The following is a 19,152-nucleotide window of genomic DNA, read 5'->3' on the forward strand; positions in this document are numbered from 1 at the left end:
ATTCAATTCGAATGCATCCCGCTCTGGGGTCTATACCAGTCCCTGGCCGATCTCATCGGTTGCACTGGCGAAGGTCTCGCCGGGCAAGAGCATCTCATTATGGGCTCTGCCCGTCCGGATCATCGGAAGGCAATTGGCGAGTTCGGCAACACGGCAGTCGAAGAGCACCGGCCGGTTTACATCGATCATTTCCTGAATCGCATCATCGAGGTCGGCCGGCTTCTCACAACGTATGCCGACCGCACCGAACGCTTCAGCCAGTTTGACGAAATCGGGCAAAGTTTCGGAATAGGAATGCGCCAGGCGGTTTCCGTGAAGCATTTGCTGCCACTGGCGAACCATGCCCATGTAAGAGTTGTTCAAGATGAATATCTTGATAGGCGCATTGTACTGAACCGCCGCCGACATCTCTTTCATCGTCATCTGGACAGATGCGTCGCCGGCAATATCGATGACAAGGCTTTCCGGGTGCGCGATCTGCACGCCCAATGCCGCCGGCAAGCCATAGCCCATCGTACCAAGGCCGCCCGACGTCATCCAGCGACGCGGCTTTTCGAAACCGTAGAACTGGGCCGCCCACATCTGATGCTGGCCAACTTCGGTCGTAATGTAGGTGTCGCGATCCTTCGTCAGCGCGTAGAGACGCTCGACCGCGTATTGCGGCATGATCACCTCGTTGCTCATTTCGTAAGAGAAGGAGTTGCGCCCGCGCCAGCGCGCGATCTGTTTCCACCATTCGTCGAGGCGTCTTCTGTCAGGGTTTTGCGGCAGCGCACGCCATGAGCGAACCAGGCTGTCCACCACCTTGCCGGCATCGCCCTGAATGCCGACGTCGGCACGGACGGTCTTGTTGATCGAGGACGGATCGATATCGACATGGATCTTCCTTGAGCTCGGTGAAAAAGCCTCCACGCGCGAAGTCACGCGATCGTCAAAGCGGGCGCCGATGCAGAGCATAACGTCGCACTCATGCATGGCCATGTTCGCTTCGTACGATCCGTGCAGGCCGACCATTTTCAGCCAGTTCTTGCCGGATGCCGGATATGCGCCAAGCCCCATGAGGGTCGAGGTGATCGGGAAATCAGTCAGTTCGACAAGCTCCCGCAGCAGTCTCGATGCCTCCATGCCGGAATTGACGATGCCACCGCCGGTATAAATGACTGGACGACGGGCATTGGCCATCAACTCTATCGCCTTGCCGATCTCGTTGATGTCGCTCTCCACCGTCGGCCGACAGCTCTTCAGTGCAGCAGCATCCGAGGGCGGCGTGTACACGCCGGTGGCAAACAGGACGTCCTTTGGCATGTCGACGAGGACAGGTCCCGGTCGTCCGGACTTGGCGATGTGAAAAGCCCTGTGGATCGTTGACGCCAGTTCGTTGACGTCCTTGACCAACGAATTGTGCTTGGTGCAGGGCCGCGTAATGCCGACCGTGTCGCATTCCTGAAAGGCATCGGAGCCGATCAGCGTTGTCGGCACCTGTCCTGTCAGGCAGACGATCGGCACCGAATCCATAAGCGCATCCTGCAGTGGCGTTACCGCATTTGTCGTGCCTGGACCGGATGTGACGAGCATGACGCCGACCTTGCCCGTAGACCGTGCATAGCCTTCGGCGGCATGGCCCGCACCTTGCTCATGGCGCACGAGGATATGCTTGATGTCATCCTGTTGGAATATCTCGTCGTAGATCGGCAGCAAGGCGGCGCCAGGATAGCCGAAGACATGCTCTACGCCATTGTCTCTGAGTGCATGGAGAACGATCTCCGCGCCTGTCATGCGCTTGCTCGCGGTTTGAATAGGGTTCTCGCCCGTCATGGTTCTGATCCGTGGTGTATTGCGTGATGAGGATGATTGACGGGGCATCGCCCGGATTTCGGGCATAAAAAAAGGCCCCGTCAGGAGCCTGTTTACCGCGCATGGGTGGCTATCGCCGGATGGTTACACCATCCTGCCCATGCGCTTTCCTACCACCACGAGAGCCGTTGCGATCATCATGACCATCGCTGCTACAGCCGAAACCGGGCGTCGTCAACGCCTTTCGGACGGAACTGTCCGCGCCCAATGGCAAAGAGGCCGGCATGAGCCGGCCCCTTCGTTCTCATCGAAAGTCTACTACTCGGCCGGCGCCTCGACGGCCTCGCGAGAGCGGCCGAGCGTGACCTTGGCCAGCGTGAAGGAAATCACCGCGCAGAGCGTGATGCCGGCCACCATCGGCAGCGGCGTACCGTCGAAGAACACGCCGGCAACACCCATGGCCAGTGCGCCGATGGCGAAATGCAGCGTGCCCATCAGCGCTGACGCCGTGCCGGCAATCTGGCCATGCTCTTCCATGGCCAGCACCGACGTGGTCGGAATGACCAGACCAAGGAAGCCGTAGCCGACGAACAGCAGCGCCGCCATCACGTCGAGCCGGTCGATGCCCGTCGCCATCACCGCGAACAGCACCACCATCGTCGTGGCATAGCCGGTCACCGCAACGCGCACCACGCGCCTCAGGCCGAAGCGCTCGGCCAGCAGCCCCGTCATCTGCGACATGCCGATGAAGGCGACCGCGTTGATCGAGAAGAACACGCTGTAGACCGAAGGCGACAGGCCGTAATGGTCGATCAGGATGAACGACGAGCTCGACAGATAGACGAAGAAGCTGGCAATGCCGAAGCCGGCAATCGCCGTGAGGCCGAGGAAGTTACGGTCGCCCATCAGGAAGCGGTAGGCCGACAGCGCGGTGCCGAAGGAGGACCCGGCGCGATCTTCCACCGGCCGCGTCTCCTTGAGCGAGGTCGCCAGAAGGATGGTGGCCAGCAGAGCCGCGCCCGTCACCGTCCAGAACACGGCACGCCAGCCGAAATTCTCGATGATCACGCTGCCGGTCAGCGGCGCCAGGATCGGCGACACCGAAAATACCAGCATCAGCAAGGACATCAGCTTGGCAGCCTCATTGCCGGTATGCAGGTCGCGCACGATGGCGCGCGGAACGGCCATGCCGGCGCTGGCGCCAAGCCCCTGCAGGAAGCGGAAAGCGATCAGCCATTCGATGGTCGGCGCCATTGCCGAACCGATGCCGCCGACCATGAACAGCGCAAGGCCGCCGTAGAGCGGCAGCTTGCGGCCGACCATGTCGGAGATCGGCCCGACGACGATCTGGCCAAAGCCCATCGACAGGAAGAAGATCAACAGGCTCATCTGCACGGCAGCGGTGCCGGCATGCAGATCGGCGCCGATCGACGGCAGCGCGGGCAGATACATGTCGATGGCGAACGGGCCGATGGCGGACAACAAGCCGAGCACGACCGCGATGCGGAGGAATTTGGGACTCATGATAGAGGCTTCTTTCAAATCTGGTTGCCGCCGCCAGGCGGCGTCTAACCTAGGACGTTCCATCCCGTGAGATTCCGACACATCGAGAGCGAGTTCTGTTCGTCTCTCTCATGCGAAATCTCTTAATCTTGTGTCCACAAATTTAGACACTCTTGTCTAAATCGTCAATCACCTCTATATAGTTTTTTATGAAGCTGCACGTTTCTCCTGACATTTTCCCGCCACGCGGTCATGAGGCCAAGCGCCTGTCGATCGTCGACTCCGCCGCCACCGTGTTTTGCCGCGAAGGTTTCGCCGGCGCCAATATCGACCTGATCGCCGCCGAAGCCGGCGTCTCGCGCCAGACCATCTACAACCATCACGGCGACAAGGAAAAACTGTTCGTCGCTGTGGTCCGTGATCTGACCGAACGTTGCAATGCCGGCATCTTCGCCACCATTGCCACCTTCCCCGATCAGCCGGGGGATCTCGAAGCCGACCTGATCGGCTTTGCGGTGCGTTTGAATCAGAATTGCATCTGCAACCGCGATGGAAAATTCCTGCGCAAGCTGATCCAGACCGAAGGCGAGCGCTATCCCGAACTGTTTGCCGAATGGCGCGAACAGGGACCGGGCAGGACATGGCCGGCAATCGCCGCCCGCTTCGCCCGCCTCGCCTATGGCGGCTATCTCACGATCGAGGACCCGGACGTGGCGGCACGCCAGTTCCTTGGCCTCGTCAATGCCGAACTGCAGACCACGTTCATGCTTGGCGGCTCGCCGCGCGAGGACGAGGTGCTGCAATCTGCGACCAATGGCGTGCGTACCTTCCTGCGCGCCTTCGGCAAGCGCCGCTCCGCGGCATCGTCCGAAAAGCAAAGCGCGCTCGCCAGCGCCTGAGCGATCAAATCGCTGGCAATAGTCTTCGCTTCCGCGCGAGGGTGATCTATATGCGGTTTACGCCGCGCTCAAGCTTGATTACAGCTATGCGGACGATTCAACGGAACCCGACCGCCACATGGCCGACGACCACATCCGCTACGACATTCTGGCCCAGGAGGCGTTGCGCGGCGTCATGCGCAAGGTCCTGGCCGAGGTCGCGCGCACCGGCCTCCCCGGCAACCACCACTTCTTCATCACCTTCCTGACCGGCGCGCCGGGCGTACGCGTGTCTTCGCGGCTGCGCGAGCGCTATCCCGAGCAGATGACCATCGTCATTCAGTTCCAGTATTGGGACCTGAAGGTGACCGATACCGGCTTCGAGGTTGGCCTGTCCTTCTCCGATGTGCCGGAAAAACTCGAAATCCCGTTCTCGGCCGTGCGCGGCTTCTACGATCCCTCGGTCAATTTCGAACTCGAATTCGACGTCAAGACGGATGGTGCGGCAGCCGATGAACCGGCTGCGCCAACTCCGGAGCCGTTGACCATCGTCTCCGAGAAAAAGCCGAAGGCCGAGAAGAAGGCCGCCGCGGAGGCGGAGAAGAAGCCCGCGGCCGCGGACGCCGCCACCAAGGGCGCCGAAGTGGTCTCGCTCGACGCCTTCCGCAAGAAATAGGCCGGCGACTTACGCCGTGGCCGAAATCGTCAATCTCCGCCAGGCCCGCAAGCAAAAGGCGCGGGACGAAAAGCTGCGCGCCGCCGAACAGAACCGCGCGCTGCACGGCCGCTCCAAGGCCGAAAAGGAACGCGACCGCGTCGCCGCCGACAAGAGCGAAAAATTCGTTGCCGGGCATCGTCGTGAAAAGCCCGGCGACCCCGGCCGTCAATGAGCCCGGTCGAAAAGCGTTCGGTGACCATTCGCGGCCACCGCACCAGCTACTCGCTTGAAAAGCCCTTCTATGACGACCTCGTCGCGATCGCGGCGACCAGGGAGCTGACGCTCGCTGCTCTTGTCGCCGAAGTCGACGAGACGCGGCCCCGCGACACCAACCTGTCCTCGGCGTTGAGGCTCCATGTGCTGGAGTGGGCGAAGCGAGGAGAGAGCATCTAAAGGCTTTCGACCGCGTCGTCCTTTTTCCTGCGTCTGGTGCCAAAGCCAAGCAAGGTCGAACGCTCGCGCTCCTCGGCCTGTTTCCTGGACCGCACGCGCATCAGATCCTTCCAGCCGACATAGCCGACCAGCAACGAGCCTTCGCGAGTGACGACGGGCAGATGGGAGACGTTGGCCATCAGCAGCTTGTCGGAGAGGCCTTCGAGATATTCGTCCGGATAGGCCAGCGTCACCTTGCTGCCGGCCAGCAACGCGCCAAGCGTGGTGGTGCGGTGCGTGCCGGCGCGTCTCCAGCGCAAGATCGCCGGCGGATCGATGAGGCCCAGCACCTGACCGTTCTCGTCGACCACCGGGAAACTCGGATGCCGTGTTTCCGGCGCCGTCAGGAACGCTGCTGCGCCATGCAGCGTCATCGTCGCCGGCACGCTTTCGACCTGCGACGTCATCACCTCGCGCACCCTGGTCAGGGCGAAAGGGTCGACACGGTATTCGCGAACCAGATGGTGTCCCCTTCTGGCGATCTTTTCGGTCAGGATCGAACGCTTCATCAGAAGCACGGTCACGGCATGCGCCGCGGCGCAGGCGGCAATCAGCGGCACCAGCATATGTGTGTTGCCGGTCAGTTCGACGGCGAAGAACGTGGCGGTCAGCGGCGCGCGCATCGTGCCGCCCATGGTGGCGGCCATTGCCAGCAGCGCCCAGAAACCCGGATCCGCGGCAGGCAGAACGCCGGCGAGCACAGCGCCCATAGCCCCGCCCATGATCAACAGCGGCGCCAGCACACCTCCCGACGTTCCCGAGCCGAGCGCTACCGACCAGATGATCGCCTTGACCACCAGCAGCAGGAGTGCCGCCGTCGCGACGGTGCGGCCATCCAGCATGTCGGTGATGTTGTCATAGCCGACACCGAGCGCGTGCGGTTCGATCAGCCCGCCTATGCCGACCACCAGGCCGCCAAGCATCGGCCACCACATCCAGTGGATCGGCAGCTTCTGAAAACCGTCCTCGCAGGCATAGACCATCTGCGTCAGCAGTCCCGACAGAAGTCCTGCACAAACGCCGATCGCCACCCAGCCGGCAAGGCCGACAAAAGACACCTCCATGCCGCCCTGAAACGGAAAGATCGGCCCGGGCAGATGCAGCATGGTGCGCTCGACCTCGGCGATAACAGCCGCGACCGCCACCGGAATGAAGCTGCGCGGGGTCCATTCGAATAGCAGCAGTTCGACCGCCAGCATGATGGCGGCGATCGGTGTTCCGAACACCGTGGTCATGCCCGCTGCCGCACCAGCCACCAGCAGGGTCTTGCGCTCGTTGTCGCTGACCGGCAGCATCTGCGCGATCAGCGAGCCGATCGCGCCGCCTGTCATGATGATCGGTCCTTCCGCGCCGAACGGTCCGCCGGAACCGATCGAGATCGCCGACGACAGCGGCTTCAGGATCGCCACCTTGGCGTCGAGTTTCGAGCGCCCGAGCAGGATCGCCTCGATGGCTTCGGGAATGCCGTGGCCGCGGATCTTCTCGCTGCCATAGCGCGCCATCAGGCCGATGATCAGCGCACCGATCACCGGAACGAGGACGGCGGCAAGCCCAAGCGGCGTGTTCTCGAGCTTCAGGTCGGCAAGCGAGAACTGGCCGAAATAGGCAATGTTGGTGGCAAGCCGGATCAGCTTCAAAAGCGCGATGCCGGCAAACAACCCGGCTGTCGCCACCACCACGGCAATGGCGGCGACGAGCAGAACCCTGGGATCCGTGGTGAAATCGCGCAGGTGCTCCGGGTTCGAATGATGGGTCTTCATGGCAGTTGCTTCCTGGCGGCGGCCGTATGTCTGGGGTGCGGCACGGTCGAAGCGGCCAGCCGGGTTTGTCGGTGGCTATGTATCGTAACACGATATAAATATTCAAGCCGGTTTCGCCCGAAATCCGTTTGAGCTTTCGCCGGAAAACGAACACATGTCTGATATGTCGCAGCCACGAGAACAACGTCCCGCCATCAGCCAGGCCGATTACCAGCGGCTGTCGGAGTTTCGCTACCTGATCCGCCGGTTCCTCGAATTCAGCCAGGTCCAGGCGGAAGACGCCGGCCTGACCCCGCGCCAGCATCAGGCGCTGCTGGCGATCAAGGGATTCCCCGGCGGCGGCCCGGTGACGGTTGGCGATCTCGCGGAACGCCTGCGCATTCGCCACCACAGCGCCGTCGAACTGGTCAACCGTCTCGGCGAGGCAGGGCTGGTCACAAGGGATCAGGACAAGGACGACCATCGCCGCGTGCTGCTGCAACTGACCGAGCGCGCCGACGATTGCCTGGCCGAGCTGTCGGCGGCGCATCTCGACGAACTGTCACGCATCGAACCGATGCTGCGGCGGCTGCTCGATCGAGACCGTGGGTAGTCGACTACTACTGCAGCGACTTCAGCAGATTGTCGATCGTGAACGGATTGGCCTTCGGCTTGGCCGGCGGCGGATTGTCGTTGGCCTGCGGCAGCGGCGCCCGCTCCACCTTCGGAGACTGCGCGGCCTTGCGTTCGGCTTCGAGCCTTGCCTTTTCCTGCGAGGCAATACGCATCGCCTCTTCCGCCTTCTGCCGCTCCTGCTCGGCCTGCGCCTTGGCGGCCTCGTCGGCGGCCTGCTTTTCGGCAGCCGCCTTCGCTTCGGCATCGGCCTTGGCTTTGGCATCTGCGTCCGCCTTGGCTTTCGCCTCCGCGTCGGCCTGAGCCTTTGCGTCCGCCTCAGCCTGAGCCTGTGCATCCGCTTCGGCCTTGGCCTTGGCGTCAGCTTCGGCTTTGAGCCGCGCTGCTTCCTCCTGCCGGCGCAATTCCTCGGCCGCCTTGTCGCGAGCATCCTGCCGCGCAGCGTAATAGCGCACTTCGCGCCGCAGCCGCTGCTTCTCGAGCAGCGCGGCCTGCATCGCCTCGACGCGCTGCTGCTCCTTCTCCAGCGCGCGCTGGGTCAGGAACTGCGCCAGCGGCTCACTGTCGAATGCTCGTTTGACCGCGCCGAACGGCCCTTCGGCGGTGAAATTCACAACCGGCTCGGAGCCGACCAGCGCCTCGTCGCCAGGCCGATAGGTGATCGCACCCTTGGCCGACACCGTGGCCGCGTTGAGATCCGCCGTGATGTCGGCGGACAAGGTCGCCGCTGGATTTTCCAGGCTGACCGGCGGCGCCCGCAGCGTGCCGCCGGCAACCGTGAAGGCTATGTCGGTATCGCCAGCGGCAAAGCTGCCATCAGCGGCAATCTCGGGCGCGAAGCCGGCGGTCTTGGCCGCATCGATGTCGCGCCCGATCGCATCCGCCTTGGCGAGGAACGCACTGAACGCATCTGGATTGAGGCCAGCAACTTTCACGCCCTTCAACGCCGCAGTTCCGGAGCCTGACAAGGCAGCCACCATCCCTTCGACCGATTTGCCGCTGCTTGACAGCGCCGTCGAGAAATCGCCGATGCCGCTGATGCCGGCATCCGGCAGCACGGTCGCCAGATCGGCGCCCGCCAGTTTCATCTGGCCAGAGAACAGTCCGGTGCCGTTGTTGTTCTTCAACTCGAATAGGCCGGTCAGCGCCCCGCCCAGCAACTTCGCCTTGAGATCCGAAACGCGGATGCCTTCCTGGTCGAGCTTGAGCGAAAAGGCGGCGTCATAGGCGGTGGCGAACCGGCCGGCGGCCAGTGCTGCCGTCGTCAGGTCGAGGTCGGCGGTGAATGGCAGGCTGGATTTCTGGCTGAACGGTGTCGCCGGCCACACGCCACCCTTGCCTGCCCGGTCTTTGGCTGCGCCCTCCTTGTCGGCTAGAAAGGCGGAGTCGCCGAACAGCGCCACCGCCAGGGGATCGAGGTCGAGTTCGTCGAGCGCCAGCGCCCCGGCCAGATGTGGCACGCCGTCCTTTACATCGATATTGACGTCGCCGGACACCGCCGCTTCGTTGATGGCGCCGCTGAGTTCGTCCAGCACCAGCAGGCCGTTGCCGTAGTCGCCCTGCGCGGCGAGCGACGTCGACATGCCCGCCCCCATGCCTGGCAGGCCGATGCCCGACGTCATCAGCCACGGCTCGATGTCGGCGGCATCGAGGCTGAGCTTGCCCTTGGCGGCGAGGCCTTGCGGCGTGTCGGCGATCGTTCCCTCGAAACCGGCCTTGAAGTCATTGCCGGCAAGGCTGAAATTCGTCGCCAGGCCGCCGCCAAACGTGCCCTTGGCCTGAATATCGGTGTTTGCCTCGCCCAGCATGCCGAGCGGCAGCGCCGGCAGGCCATAGAGCGCCAGCAGCGCGGTGGCATCAGGGTTCTTGGCGTTGAAGGTCAGCGCCACCGGCGCTTCGAGAAGCTTGTCCACCACGCCCTTCCCCGACAGCGACGCCGAAAAGGCCGAGCCGCCGGCCTTGCCTTGCCCGCTTACCGCCAGGCCCGTGGTGCCGTCGCCATTGTCGGCTGCACTCGCCACCAGGTCGATGCGCGCATCCTGGAACAGCTCGGGATAGGCAGCAGCACGGCTCGACAGTCCCCTGAGCACGGCACTGTCGGGATAGTGCTGGGCGGCGACATCGATCAGCGGCTTCAGATCGACGGCAACCACCGACGCATCGAGCTTGCCGGTCGGGCTCGCGGGGAAATCCTTGATCCGGCCGGTGGCGCTGATCGAGGCGCCGGCCAGCCCGCCCACCGAAAGCCGGTCGATTTCGAGCAGCCCGTCGCGCAGCCTGAGCGCCGTGTCGACCGTGTCGGCGGTCAACCCACCGGCGTTGACCGGCCCGGCCTTGATCTGGAAATCGAGGTCGCGGTCGGCAAAGCGATTGGCGCCCTTGTCGCTGACGAAGATCGAGGCGAAGGCCGCCAGCCCGTCGACATCGAGATCACCGCCTTCAAGCCGCATCAGCACCGAGGGCTTGGCATCGTCGGGCTGGCTGGAATCGATGCGGCCGGAAAACTTCGCCTTGCCCAGGATCAGTTCGAGATCGCTGAAGGCCTGGCGCTTCTGCGAGAGGTCGACCTTGGCCTTGAAGCCGGCGGCCGGCAGGCGGCGGATCGCCTCGTCGACATCCTTCGACAGCCAGGCGGCAAAGCCGGAAGGTTGGGCCACGGCCAGCAGCAGCGAGCCGTTGAAGCCGAAATGACCCTCCAAATTGAGCACCAGCATGCCATCCGCTTCCAGCGTGGTGCGGCCGGGCAAGGTCGCGGCAAGCGATTTCACCGACCAGCCGCCATCGACCGGCTCGGCGGAAAGATGCACGTCGCGCACCGTGGTGTCGCCGACCACCACCGCCGGCAGCTTGACCTCGACCGTGCCGGGGATGGTCGGCTTCGGCATATCGAGCAGCGCTTGCTCGAACGCCGCGATGCGCTGGTCCAGCGTCAGGCCGGCGCCGGCTTCGGCGCCCACCGCCTCGTCGAACTGCACCTGCGCGCCATTGGCCTCGATGGCGAAACTCGGTTTCAGCCCGAGATCGACAGAAGCCTTGCCATCGGCGGTGTAGGGGTTGTCGAGAGGCCCGGTCTCGAAGCGGAATTCGTCGACACCCAGCTTCTGGTGGTCTAGCGAAAACTTGCCGTTCAGCCGAAAGCCCGGATCGGGCTTGCCGGCCGAGACTTTCACCGTCTCGCCATCGGTGCCGCGCAGCTCGGCGCTGTTCTTGTCGGCACCATTCTTGTCAGGATTTGAAATCTTGAACTGGCCGGAGTAGACGGCGGCTCCATTGACGATGCCGGCATTGCCGTCGGTCTCGATGACCAGCGGATACGCGTCCGGATTGGCTTTCAGCCGAAACCGCATCTGTCCTGAGCCTTCGGCCTTGCCGGTGGACGCGGTGACCGCGGTGCGCAACCCGTCCAGCCGCAGCGTGCCGTCCATGCGCCATGGGCCGGCCAGCGACTTGGCCGAGACGGTCGAATTGATCTCGGAAAACAGATGGCTGCGCCCGCCAGCGGCATGGCGAACTTCGATCTGACCCTCCGTCACCGTCAGCTTCTCGATCGAGATCTGGCTGGGGTCGAAGGGCGAGGACGGCCGCATCGCCCAGTCGACCGTGCCGTCATTGGCGATATCGATGGTCGCTTTCGGCCGCACCAGCCGCATGTCGAAGATCAGCACTTCACCGCGCAGGAAGGGCGCCAGTTCCGCGTCCATTGAAAACGTCTCGACCGTCATGGCCGGCTGGCCGTTGGGGCCGCCGGCGACGGCGACATTCGAGAAGGTCACCGAGGGAAACGGCAACAGCCTTGCGGTGGCGTCGCCCTGCACGGTCACCTTGCGGCCGAGAATGGCGCTCGCCTCGCGCTCGAAGTCGGCGCGGTAGCCGGTCCAGTCGATAAAATACGGCACCACCAGCGCCGCACACAGCACCAGCACGAACAGGCCACCGAAGATCACGAACAGGCGTGCGAGCATCAGCTCCGAATGGGTTGATTGAAATTCTGCCGCACTCTACCCGCATCCGCGTGTCGATAAAGAGGCAATTCATCCAGTTGCGCGATCTCCGGTGATCTGAAACAAATCCCGGCGAAGCGGAGAAATCGGATGTCGGGCAAGAACTGGGATCGCGTGCCGATCGATGCGCAAAGTGTCGACGCTCCGCTGTCCCTTTCGGCGGTCTTTCTTGTCGTCGCCGTCGCCAGCGAGCAGAGCGCGCTCGCCAAGGTTGCCTCCGTGCTCGGCGGGCTCGACGATCTCATCAAAACCGTCGGGTTCCGCGATCTCTCCGGGCGGCTGTCGTGCATTGCCGGCATCGGCCGCGATCTCTGGGATCGTCTTTCTCCAGACCGGCGGCCGCTGGAACTGAAACCGTTCGCACCGATCAAGGGTGCCGTTCATTCGGCGCCTTCGACCGCCGGCGATCTCCTCTTCCACATCCGCTCCGAGCGACCCGATATGTGCTTCGAGTTCGAGCGCATCCTGCTCGACAATCTCGGTGACGGCGTAAGCGTCATCGATGAGGTTTCCGGCTTTCGCTATTTCGATGCGCGCGACCTGCTCGGCTTCGTCGACGGGACCGCCAACCCGACCGGCCTCGACTTGCCCGCCTCTGCGCTCATCGGCGATGAAGACGCCGACTTCGCCGGCGGCAGCTATGTCGTCGTCCAGAAATATCTCCACGACATGCAGGCCTGGGCGCGCATTCCGACGCCCGAGCAGGAAGCGATCATCGGCCGCACCAAGATCGACAACATCGAAATCGACGATGACGATGCGCCGCGCAAATCGCACAAGTCGCTGGCCACCATCGAGGATGCCGCCGGCAACGAGTACGATATTTTGCGCGACAACATGCCGTTTGGCAGGCCGGGGCAGAACGAGTTCGGCACCTACTTCATCGGCTATTCCAGATATCTTTGGGTCACCGAAAAAATGCTGCAGCGCATGTATATCGGCGAGCCGCCGGGCGCCTACGACCGCCTGCTCGATTTCTCCACACCGCACACCGGCACGACATTCTTCGCGCCAACCCGCCCCATGCTGCAGACGCTTGTCGAGGGCGGACAGGCGAAGCCTGCCGCACGGTAGGCAGGCGTCCTCAACGATTTCAGCCCGCGATCACCGCGAATTCAGCGTGCGTCGCGCTTTGCCTGTGCCACCTTGGCCGCCCTGCGCTGCCGGCCGAGTTCCATTGGCCGGACCAGATCCGGCGCCCTCTGGTTCGCCACCGGCCGCATACCCCTGCGCGCGGTGCGCGAGTTGAAGGCGGGGCCGTCCGATGCCGCCCCTTGCTTCATCACCAATGCCTTGCGCGCATTCTCGATCAGCGAAACGCTGGCGGCCAGTTGCCGGCGCCGCTCGGCCTCGCCATTCAGGCGCCGCATGGCCATGGCCAGCACCGCAAGCTTGAGCTGCGACCCGCCATCAGCCTTCGAAGGCGTAGCGCCCTTCGCCGCGCCCTTGCCCCGGATCTCACGCCGGCGGCGGTGTGCTTCGGTCTGCGCCTTGTCGCGCCGCTCCCGCAACAGCTTGACCAGGCCGGCAAGATCGGCGTCGGAGAGCTCCTGCACCGCCGGATGGTGAGACTTCTCCACCAGATCGTGTTCGTCGGCACTCAGCGCGCGCGCTTCTTCCTTGCGTGAAATCGCCATGGCATCCTCCTCCGCTGGCACGCCTGTTGGCTTCAGGCCCTGCTACCGGCCAAGCCTCGGCCCGAATGGTGGCGCGGTCAAGACTGGCCGCCTACGAACCTTGCGTCGGAAAATCGGTTAGTTTCCCGGCAAGATCTTGCCCGGGTTCATGATATCAAGCGGATCGAGCGCCTGCTTGATGGTGCGCATGATGTCGACGCCGTGGCCGAGCTCGTGGCGCAGGAAGCCGATCTTGCCCTGGCCGATGCCGTGCTCGCCGGTGCAGGTGCCGTCCATGGCGATGGCCCGCATGTTGAGCCGCGCGACGAATTTTTCCGACAGCGCGATCTCCTTGGGATCGTTCACATCCATCAGCACAAGCACGTGGAAATTGCCGTCGCCGGCATGGCCGACGATCGGCGCGATCAGGCCCATCTCGGCGATATCGGCCTCGGTTTCCATGACGCATTCGGCAAAGCGCGAGATCGGCACGCAGACATCGGTCGACAGCCCCTTGGCTCCCGGCCGCAGGGTCAGCGACGACCAGTAGGCGTCGTGCCTCGCCTTCCACAATTTGGTGCGCTCCTCGGCGACGCTGGTCCACAGGAACGGCCCGCCGCCATTTTCCTCCGCGATCATGCCGAAGGTTTCGGCCTGTTCGGCAACGCCGGCATCGCTACCATGAAACTCGACGAACAGGCACGGGCTCTCGGGATAGTCGAGCTTGGAATAATTCTTCATCGCCCGCATCTGCAAGGCGTTGACCAGTTCGATGCGCGCCACCGGGATGCCCATCTGGATCGTCGCGATGACCGCGTTGCAGGCCGCCTCGACGCTCGGAAACGGGCAGACGCCGCCGGAGATCGCCTGCGGGATGCCTTGCAGCTTCAAGGTCAGCGACGTGATGATGCCGAGCGTGCCTTCCGAGCCGACCAGCAGCCGCGTCAGATCATAGCCGGCCGAGCTCTTTTTCGCCCGCTTGCCGGTTGTCACCGTTTCGCCGTCGGCCATGACGGCGGTCAGCGACAGCACGTTCTCGCGCATCGTTCCGTAGCGCACCGCGTTGGTGCCGGAGGCCCGCGTTGCGGCCATGCCGCCCAGCGAGGCATTGGCGCCGGGATCGATCGGAAAGAACAGGCCGGTGTCGCGCAGATGCCGGTTCAAATCCTCACGGGTGACGCCGGGTTCGACCGTGCAGTCGAGATCCTGCGGATTGACCGCCAGGATACGGTTCATGCGCGATGTGTCGACCGATATGCCGCCGCCCGGTGCGTTGGTGTGACCCTCCAGCGAGGAGCCGACGCCGAAGGCGATCACCGGCACGCGGTGCGCCGCACAGGCGCGCACGATCTCCTGCACCTCGGCCGTCGTCTCGGGGAACGCAACGCCATCCGGTGCCTGCGTCGGAATGTAGGTGGTGGTATGTGCATGCTGCGAGCGGATCGCCTGGCCGGTCTGGAATCGCTCGCCGAGCTGCTGCTTGAGGATCCCGAGCACCGCAGCGATGCCTTCCTCGTTGCGTTCGACCGGGTTGAGGTCGCTCAGAGCCATGAATTCCTCCGCGAATGGACCAGCGTCCATGCTTGTTATGCGTCTATGGATGCGTAAAGCAATTCCAGGAAAAGTGTGAAGCGGTTTTCCGTCCGAAATTGCGTCAGAACAAATAGAGTCTCCGGAGCCACGCTCTGTCCAGCACCAGAACAAGGAAGTTTCGATGCCCATCCCCACTCCCTTCGTCTCGAAACCCATGGACATCGAGAAGGACTGGATCGACTACAACGGCCATCTCAACATGGCCTATTACAACGTGCTGTTCGACCGCTGCTCGGACGACGCCTTCGAGGCAATGGGCATGGGACCGAACTATGCCAGGGATCGCCGCCTCACCATCTACACCGCCGAAGTCCATGTCTGCTACGTGCAGGAGCTGCATCTCGAGCACAAGGTCACGGTCTCCTTCCAGCTCATCGACCATGACGACAAGCGGCTGCGGGCCTATCAGGAAATCCGCCATGTCGACGGCTGGCTGGCCGCGACTTCCGAATCGCTGTCGCTGCATGTCGACATGTCCGGGCCGAAGGTGGCGCCCTTCCCCGCCGATGTGCTGGCCAGGGTCGAAGACATGCGCGCCGCCCATTCGGCCCTGCCGATGCCGGAACGGGCCGGCCGCTCGATCGGCATCAAACGCAAATAGGGCGATGCCGACACGTCTCGTTTCCGGCTTCAAAGCCACACCGGCGATCTAAAATCGCAGAACCTTGCCATCGACCGGCGGCGGCGCTTGAAGCGGCGCGGCGCCCTCGTTAACCTTACCAAGGTTTTAACGGGAACAAGCCATTTGAGCCGTTGCGCGACTCAGCGGGCCGGTCGAAAACGATCTGCATCGAGGTAGCGACACGGGCGGCGCGGCGCCGGTTCGAGGAAAGTGCATGAAAACCGACATCAAGGTCGAGGTGGACAGGTTGGCTGCCGATCCGCGCATCACCGACTACGATTTCTGGCGCTCGCTCAAGAACGTCAACAATGAGATCTTCCACATCGCCAACAACAACGAGCCGATCCCGTTCGACATGATCCGCTGGCGCGCCATCCTGAAACAGGCGCGCATGAAGCGCGGCCACGCATAAGGTCCTCGAACGGAACAATCCCCGCAGGTCAAGCCTGGCGCCTCAACGCCGCCAGGGCCGAACGCGCCACCACCGGCGAGGACTGGATGATCGCCGTGTTGGTCATCGCGTAGGGAATGATGCGGTCGATCACCCGCTCGAGGTCGACCACCGACCCGACATGCGCCAGCGCGATGAAACAATCCTCTCCGGTTACGCGGTCGCATTGCACGATCTCCGGCAGTTCGCGGATGATCTCGGCCACGACGGCCAACTGCCCCGGCACTGGCCGGATGCGCAGCCATGCCGACAGCGGCAGGCCGAGTGCCGTCGGGTTGATCCTAACCGAATAGGCCTCGATGACGCCGCTTTCCTGCAGCCGCTTGATGCGCTCGGCCACACTCGGTGCCGACAGGCCCACCGAGCGTGCCAGCTCCGCCGTGCTGGTGCGCGCGTCCTTTTCCAGCAGGCGCAGGATCTTCATGTCGGCGGCATCGAGATCGGCGCTTTCAGTTCGAAGGCGCTTCATGGAAAACTCCTTTATTCCGGGAGAAAGATAGCCGAAAGAGCTAATCATCATCTATATAAATAGGCAAATCTGCCTGCGATACTGATCCGGTGGATGATCAAACGCAAGCTCTCGCGGCGACCCCTGCCCCGGGCAACTTCACCCTGGGCAAGCTGACGGAAAAACTGCCGCCGCATGTCTGGTTCGGCGTCAGCGCCGTCTTCCACTATCTCGGGCCGGCCTTCGCCGTGCTGCTTTTCCCGCATGTCGGCGTGCTCGGCATGGCGTGGCTGCGCATCGCCACGGCAGCACTCATCTTCGCACCCCTGACCCGTCCATGGCGAAGCTTCGCACGCGCCGATCGCACGACGCGGCTGCTGTTGCTGGCCTTCGGCGCCTGTCTGGCGGTGATGAACTGTTCGTTCTACCTGGCGCTCGACCGACTGCCGATCTCGCTGGTGGCGGCGATCGAATTCGTCGGCATCATCGGCGTCGCGGCGATCGGCCTCAGGAGCACGCGCAATCTCGCCGCCCTTGCCATCGCCGTCGCCGGCACCTTGCTGCTCATCGATGTCAGATGGTCCGACGATCCCATCGGGCTGTTCTGGGCCATCCTCAACGGGGCGCTGTTTGTCGGTTACATCGTACTCGGCCATCGCGTCGCCGCTTCAGGCGCCGGCAGCGGCATCGCCGGCCTGGGTGCTGCCATGGCGATCGCCTTCATCGTCGTGCTGCCGATCGGCTTCACCGATGCGCTGCCGGCCTTTTTCTCACTGCCGCTGCTGCTCGCCGCCATCGGCGTCGGCATCTGCTCGTCGGTCATTCCTTACATCTGCGACCAGCTCGCCATGTCGCGGCTGCCACGCGCGAGCTTCGCGCTGATGCTGTCGCTGCTGCCGGTCACCGCGACGCTGATCGGCGTCGTCGTGCTGCGCCAGATTCCGAGTTTTATCGATTGCCTCGGCATTGCGCTGGTGGTCGCCGGCGTCGCCTTCCACAAGCCGGCATCGGCCGGCTAACTCCGGAGGCCTGATTCTCGGTACGAACTGCGACAGGAAGGCTCAAGATTGAACCAAATCGGCGTCTGATCCGTTGTCACCCGCGAAAATGGCTTGGAGTGACAGAATGGAATGGAAACGGACCAGGGAGCCTGCCGACGCATGGCACATGACGGACGATCTGCATGTCGAGCACGGCAAGGGCGATCCGTTCGCGGCGGCTATCCGCGCCACCCGCATGTCGATGATCATTACCGATCCCCGACAGCAGGACAATCCTATCGTGTTCGCCAATGACGCTTTCCTGCGACTGACCGGATATGAGCGTCATGAGGTTCTGGGCAGGAACTGCCGCTTCCTGCAGGGACCGAAGACCGACAAGGCCGCTGTCGAACAGATACGCGCGGCGATCGAGGATGAAACCGATGTCAGCGTCGATATCCTGAACTACCGCAGGGACGGCTCGACCTTCTGGAACGCGCTCTACATCAGCCCCGTTTCGAACGACAAAGGCGATTTGCAGTTCTTTTTCGCATCGCAGCTCGACGTCTCGGATCGCAAACAATCGGAGAGTCGCATCAACGCGGACAAGGACCGCTTCGAAAAGGCGGTGAAGGAACGCACCGCGGAACTGGAAGCCGCCCTCGAGGCGCAGACCACCTTGCTGCATGAGGTGGATCACCGGGTGAAAAACAACCTGCAGATGATCTCTTCCCTCATCATTATGCAGCGGCGGACCATACGGGACGAAGCGATCAGGCGTTCGTTGACCACCATGCTGGAGCGCATCGAAGCCCTGAGCACCGTGCATCGGCGGCTTTATCAGTCGAAGGACGTCAGCAAGTTCGATGTGGCGGATTTCGCCAAGGATCTGGTGACAGACCTGCTGACGGCGTCGGGGCGCTCTGAGATCAGTCCGGCTCTCGACCTGGAACCGATCGTCATTTCCGCGGAAAAGGCAACGCCCGTCGCTCTGATGGTCAACGAACTCGTCACCAATGCTCTCAAGCATGCCTTCAAGTCCAAGCCCGACGGAATGTCGGCCGGCCGCCTGGGCATCAAAATGAGCCAGCCCGACGGCCACTTGAATATCGAGGTGTCGGACGACGGCGTCGGCATGGCCGACGCCAACGGCGATGCCTCGTTCGGCATGCGGCTGATCAAATCGCTCGCCCGCCAGTTGCATGCCGAGATCGAATGGCGCGACACCGGCCCCGGCACGAAGGTCGTTATCTCGATCCCGAACGAACCTCAGGAAAAAGGGAATGTGTCATGATTGAGCCGCTCAAGGTCCTGATCATCGAGGACGAAGCGCTGCTGGCAATGGAGCTGGAGAGCCTTGTCGAGGACGCCGGCCACAGCGTCGTCGGCTGGGCGACCTCTTCGGCGGAAGCCATGGCCATGGCGGATGCGACCGAAGCCGATATCGCCTTCGTCGACATCCATCTGAGTGACGGGCCGTCCGGCATCGACGTGGCCAAGTACATAGGCGAAAGGAAGAGTTCGACGGTGGTGTTCATGACCGCCAATCCGAAGCGCATCCCCGATCATTTCGCCGGCGCGATCGGCGTCATAGCCAAGCCTTACACGATGAACGGGCTGACGTCGGCGTTGCGGTACCTGCAGGAAGGCATGCGCCGCCCGCCCCCCGTTTCGGCGCGGCCGGCCGGCTTCACCCTGTCGCCGGCCTTCGAAACCGCCTGGGCGCCGGCGGCATGACAGCTGA

Annotated in this window: 18 protein-coding genes; 11 read left to right on the top strand and 7 right to left on the bottom strand. The window is 63.3% G+C overall.

Annotated elements, in window-relative coordinates:
- Window positions 1–30 precede the first annotated feature (30 nt).
- The gene (locus EOC83_RS16045) at window positions 31–1,815 is read right to left on the bottom strand and encodes an acetolactate synthase 3 large subunit (RefSeq protein ID WP_063168283.1); all 1,785 of its coding nucleotides are present in this window, start codon (window positions 1,813–1,815) and stop codon (window positions 31–33) included.
- Between the two features lie 297 nt (window positions 1,816–2,112).
- Complete coding sequence (locus EOC83_RS16050; RefSeq protein ID WP_063168284.1) at window positions 2,113–3,318, bottom strand: multidrug effflux MFS transporter; 1,206 nt, start codon at window positions 3,316–3,318, stop codon at window positions 2,113–2,115.
- Between the two features lie 188 nt (window positions 3,319–3,506).
- Here EOC83_RS16050 and EOC83_RS16055 point away from each other — a divergent pair, with 188 nt between their 5' ends.
- The 4 genes from EOC83_RS16055 to EOC83_RS16070 all read left to right on the top strand — a co-directional run bounded on the left by EOC83_RS16055 (window position 3,507) and on the right by EOC83_RS16070 (window position 5,286).
- Window positions 3,507–4,196: a TetR/AcrR family transcriptional regulator gene (locus tag EOC83_RS16055; protein ID WP_013531017.1), complete on the top strand. Its 690-nt coding sequence runs from the start codon at window positions 3,507–3,509 to the stop codon at window positions 4,194–4,196.
- 118 nt (window positions 4,197–4,314) lie between these two features.
- The gene (locus EOC83_RS16060) at window positions 4,315–4,851 is read left to right on the top strand and encodes an SspB family protein (RefSeq protein WP_013531016.1); all 537 of its coding nucleotides are present in this window, start codon (window positions 4,315–4,317) and stop codon (window positions 4,849–4,851) included.
- Window positions 4,852–4,867: 16 nt separating this feature from the next.
- Window positions 4,868–5,065: a DUF4169 family protein gene (locus tag EOC83_RS16065; RefSeq protein ID WP_024501426.1), complete on the top strand. Its 198-nt coding sequence runs from the start codon at window positions 4,868–4,870 to the stop codon at window positions 5,063–5,065.
- The gene (locus EOC83_RS16070; protein WP_013531014.1) at window positions 5,062–5,286 is read left to right on the top strand and encodes a ribbon-helix-helix domain-containing protein; all 225 of its coding nucleotides are present in this window, start codon (window positions 5,062–5,064) and stop codon (window positions 5,284–5,286) included. Before EOC83_RS16065 ends, EOC83_RS16070 begins: the two co-directional genes overlap by 4 nt.
- Here the strand turns inward: EOC83_RS16070 and EOC83_RS16075 are convergent.
- A complete protein-coding gene (locus EOC83_RS16075; RefSeq protein WP_013531013.1) occupies window positions 5,283–7,085 on the bottom strand; it encodes a chloride channel protein in 1,803 nt (600 codons plus the stop codon). The genes EOC83_RS16070 and EOC83_RS16075 overlap by 4 nt on opposite strands.
- 154 nt (window positions 7,086–7,239) lie before the next feature.
- On the opposite strand from EOC83_RS16075, the gene EOC83_RS16080 reads away from it, so the two are divergent.
- Window positions 7,240–7,677, top strand: coding sequence for a helix-turn-helix domain-containing protein (locus tag EOC83_RS16080; RefSeq protein ID WP_013531012.1), 438 nt, complete (start codon window positions 7,240–7,242; stop codon window positions 7,675–7,677).
- Window positions 7,678–7,684: 7 nt separating this feature from the next.
- Here the strand turns inward: EOC83_RS16080 and EOC83_RS16085 are convergent, their stop codons facing one another.
- Complete coding sequence (locus tag EOC83_RS16085) at window positions 7,685–11,659, bottom strand: AsmA family protein (protein WP_063168285.1); 3,975 nt, start codon at window positions 11,657–11,659, stop codon at window positions 7,685–7,687.
- Window positions 11,660–11,788: 129 nt separating this feature from the next.
- On the opposite strand from EOC83_RS16085, the gene EOC83_RS16090 reads away from it, so the two are divergent.
- Window positions 11,789–12,772: a Dyp-type peroxidase gene (locus EOC83_RS16090; protein ID WP_063168286.1), complete on the top strand. Its 984-nt coding sequence runs from the start codon at window positions 11,789–11,791 to the stop codon at window positions 12,770–12,772.
- Window positions 12,773–12,813: 41 nt separating this feature from the next.
- Here the strand turns inward: EOC83_RS16090 and EOC83_RS16095 are convergent, their stop codons facing one another.
- Both EOC83_RS16095 and EOC83_RS16100 read right to left on the bottom strand, forming a co-directional pair.
- Entirely contained in the window at window positions 12,814–13,335 is a 522-nt protein-coding gene (locus EOC83_RS16095; protein ID WP_013531009.1) for a hypothetical protein, read from the bottom strand.
- Window positions 13,336–13,452: 117 nt separating this feature from the next.
- Window positions 13,453–14,865: an FAD-linked oxidase C-terminal domain-containing protein gene (locus EOC83_RS16100; protein WP_013531008.1), complete on the bottom strand. Its 1,413-nt coding sequence runs from the start codon at window positions 14,863–14,865 to the stop codon at window positions 13,453–13,455.
- A 163-nt stretch (window positions 14,866–15,028) separates the two neighbouring features.
- On the opposite strand from EOC83_RS16100, the gene EOC83_RS16105 reads away from it, so the two are divergent.
- On the top strand, window positions 15,029–15,508 hold the full coding sequence (locus tag EOC83_RS16105; RefSeq protein WP_013531007.1) for a thioesterase family protein: 480 nt from the start codon (window positions 15,029–15,031) through the stop codon (window positions 15,506–15,508).
- A gap of 235 nt (window positions 15,509–15,743) precedes the next feature.
- Window positions 15,744–15,941 carry a hypothetical protein gene (locus EOC83_RS16110; protein ID WP_013531006.1) on the top strand — a complete coding sequence of 66 codons (198 nt, stop codon included), beginning with the start codon at window positions 15,744–15,746 and terminating at the stop codon, window positions 15,939–15,941.
- Window positions 15,942–15,969: 28 nt separating this feature from the next.
- On the opposite strand, the gene EOC83_RS16115 is transcribed toward EOC83_RS16110, so the two are convergent.
- Window positions 15,970–16,449 (bottom strand): Lrp/AsnC family transcriptional regulator, encoded by a 480-nt coding sequence (locus EOC83_RS16115; RefSeq protein ID WP_013531005.1) that lies wholly within the window; start codon window positions 16,447–16,449, stop codon window positions 15,970–15,972.
- A 143-nt stretch (window positions 16,450–16,592) separates the two neighbouring features.
- On the opposite strand from EOC83_RS16115, the gene EOC83_RS16120 reads away from it, so the two are divergent.
- The 3 genes from EOC83_RS16120 (at window position 16,593) to EOC83_RS16130 (ending at window position 19,145) form a co-directional block, all read left to right on the top strand.
- Window positions 16,593–17,447 carry a DMT family transporter gene (locus EOC83_RS16120; protein WP_164747161.1) on the top strand — a complete coding sequence of 285 codons (855 nt, stop codon included), beginning with the start codon at window positions 16,593–16,595 and terminating at the stop codon, window positions 17,445–17,447.
- Window positions 17,448–17,553: 106 nt separating this feature from the next.
- Window positions 17,554–18,702, top strand: a complete 1,149-nt coding sequence (locus EOC83_RS16125) for a histidine kinase dimerization/phosphoacceptor domain -containing protein (protein ID WP_027160613.1) — start codon at window positions 17,554–17,556, stop codon at window positions 18,700–18,702.
- The gene (locus EOC83_RS16130; protein ID WP_063168287.1) at window positions 18,699–19,145 is read left to right on the top strand and encodes a response regulator; all 447 of its coding nucleotides are present in this window, start codon (window positions 18,699–18,701) and stop codon (window positions 19,143–19,145) included. Before EOC83_RS16125 ends, EOC83_RS16130 begins: the two co-directional genes overlap by 4 nt.
- The last annotated feature ends 7 nt before the right edge of the window (window positions 19,146–19,152 follow it).

This window comes from Mesorhizobium sp. Primo-A, from assembly GCF_003997175.1.
Classification (GTDB): domain Bacteria; phylum Pseudomonadota; class Alphaproteobacteria; order Rhizobiales; family Rhizobiaceae; genus Mesorhizobium; species Mesorhizobium ciceri.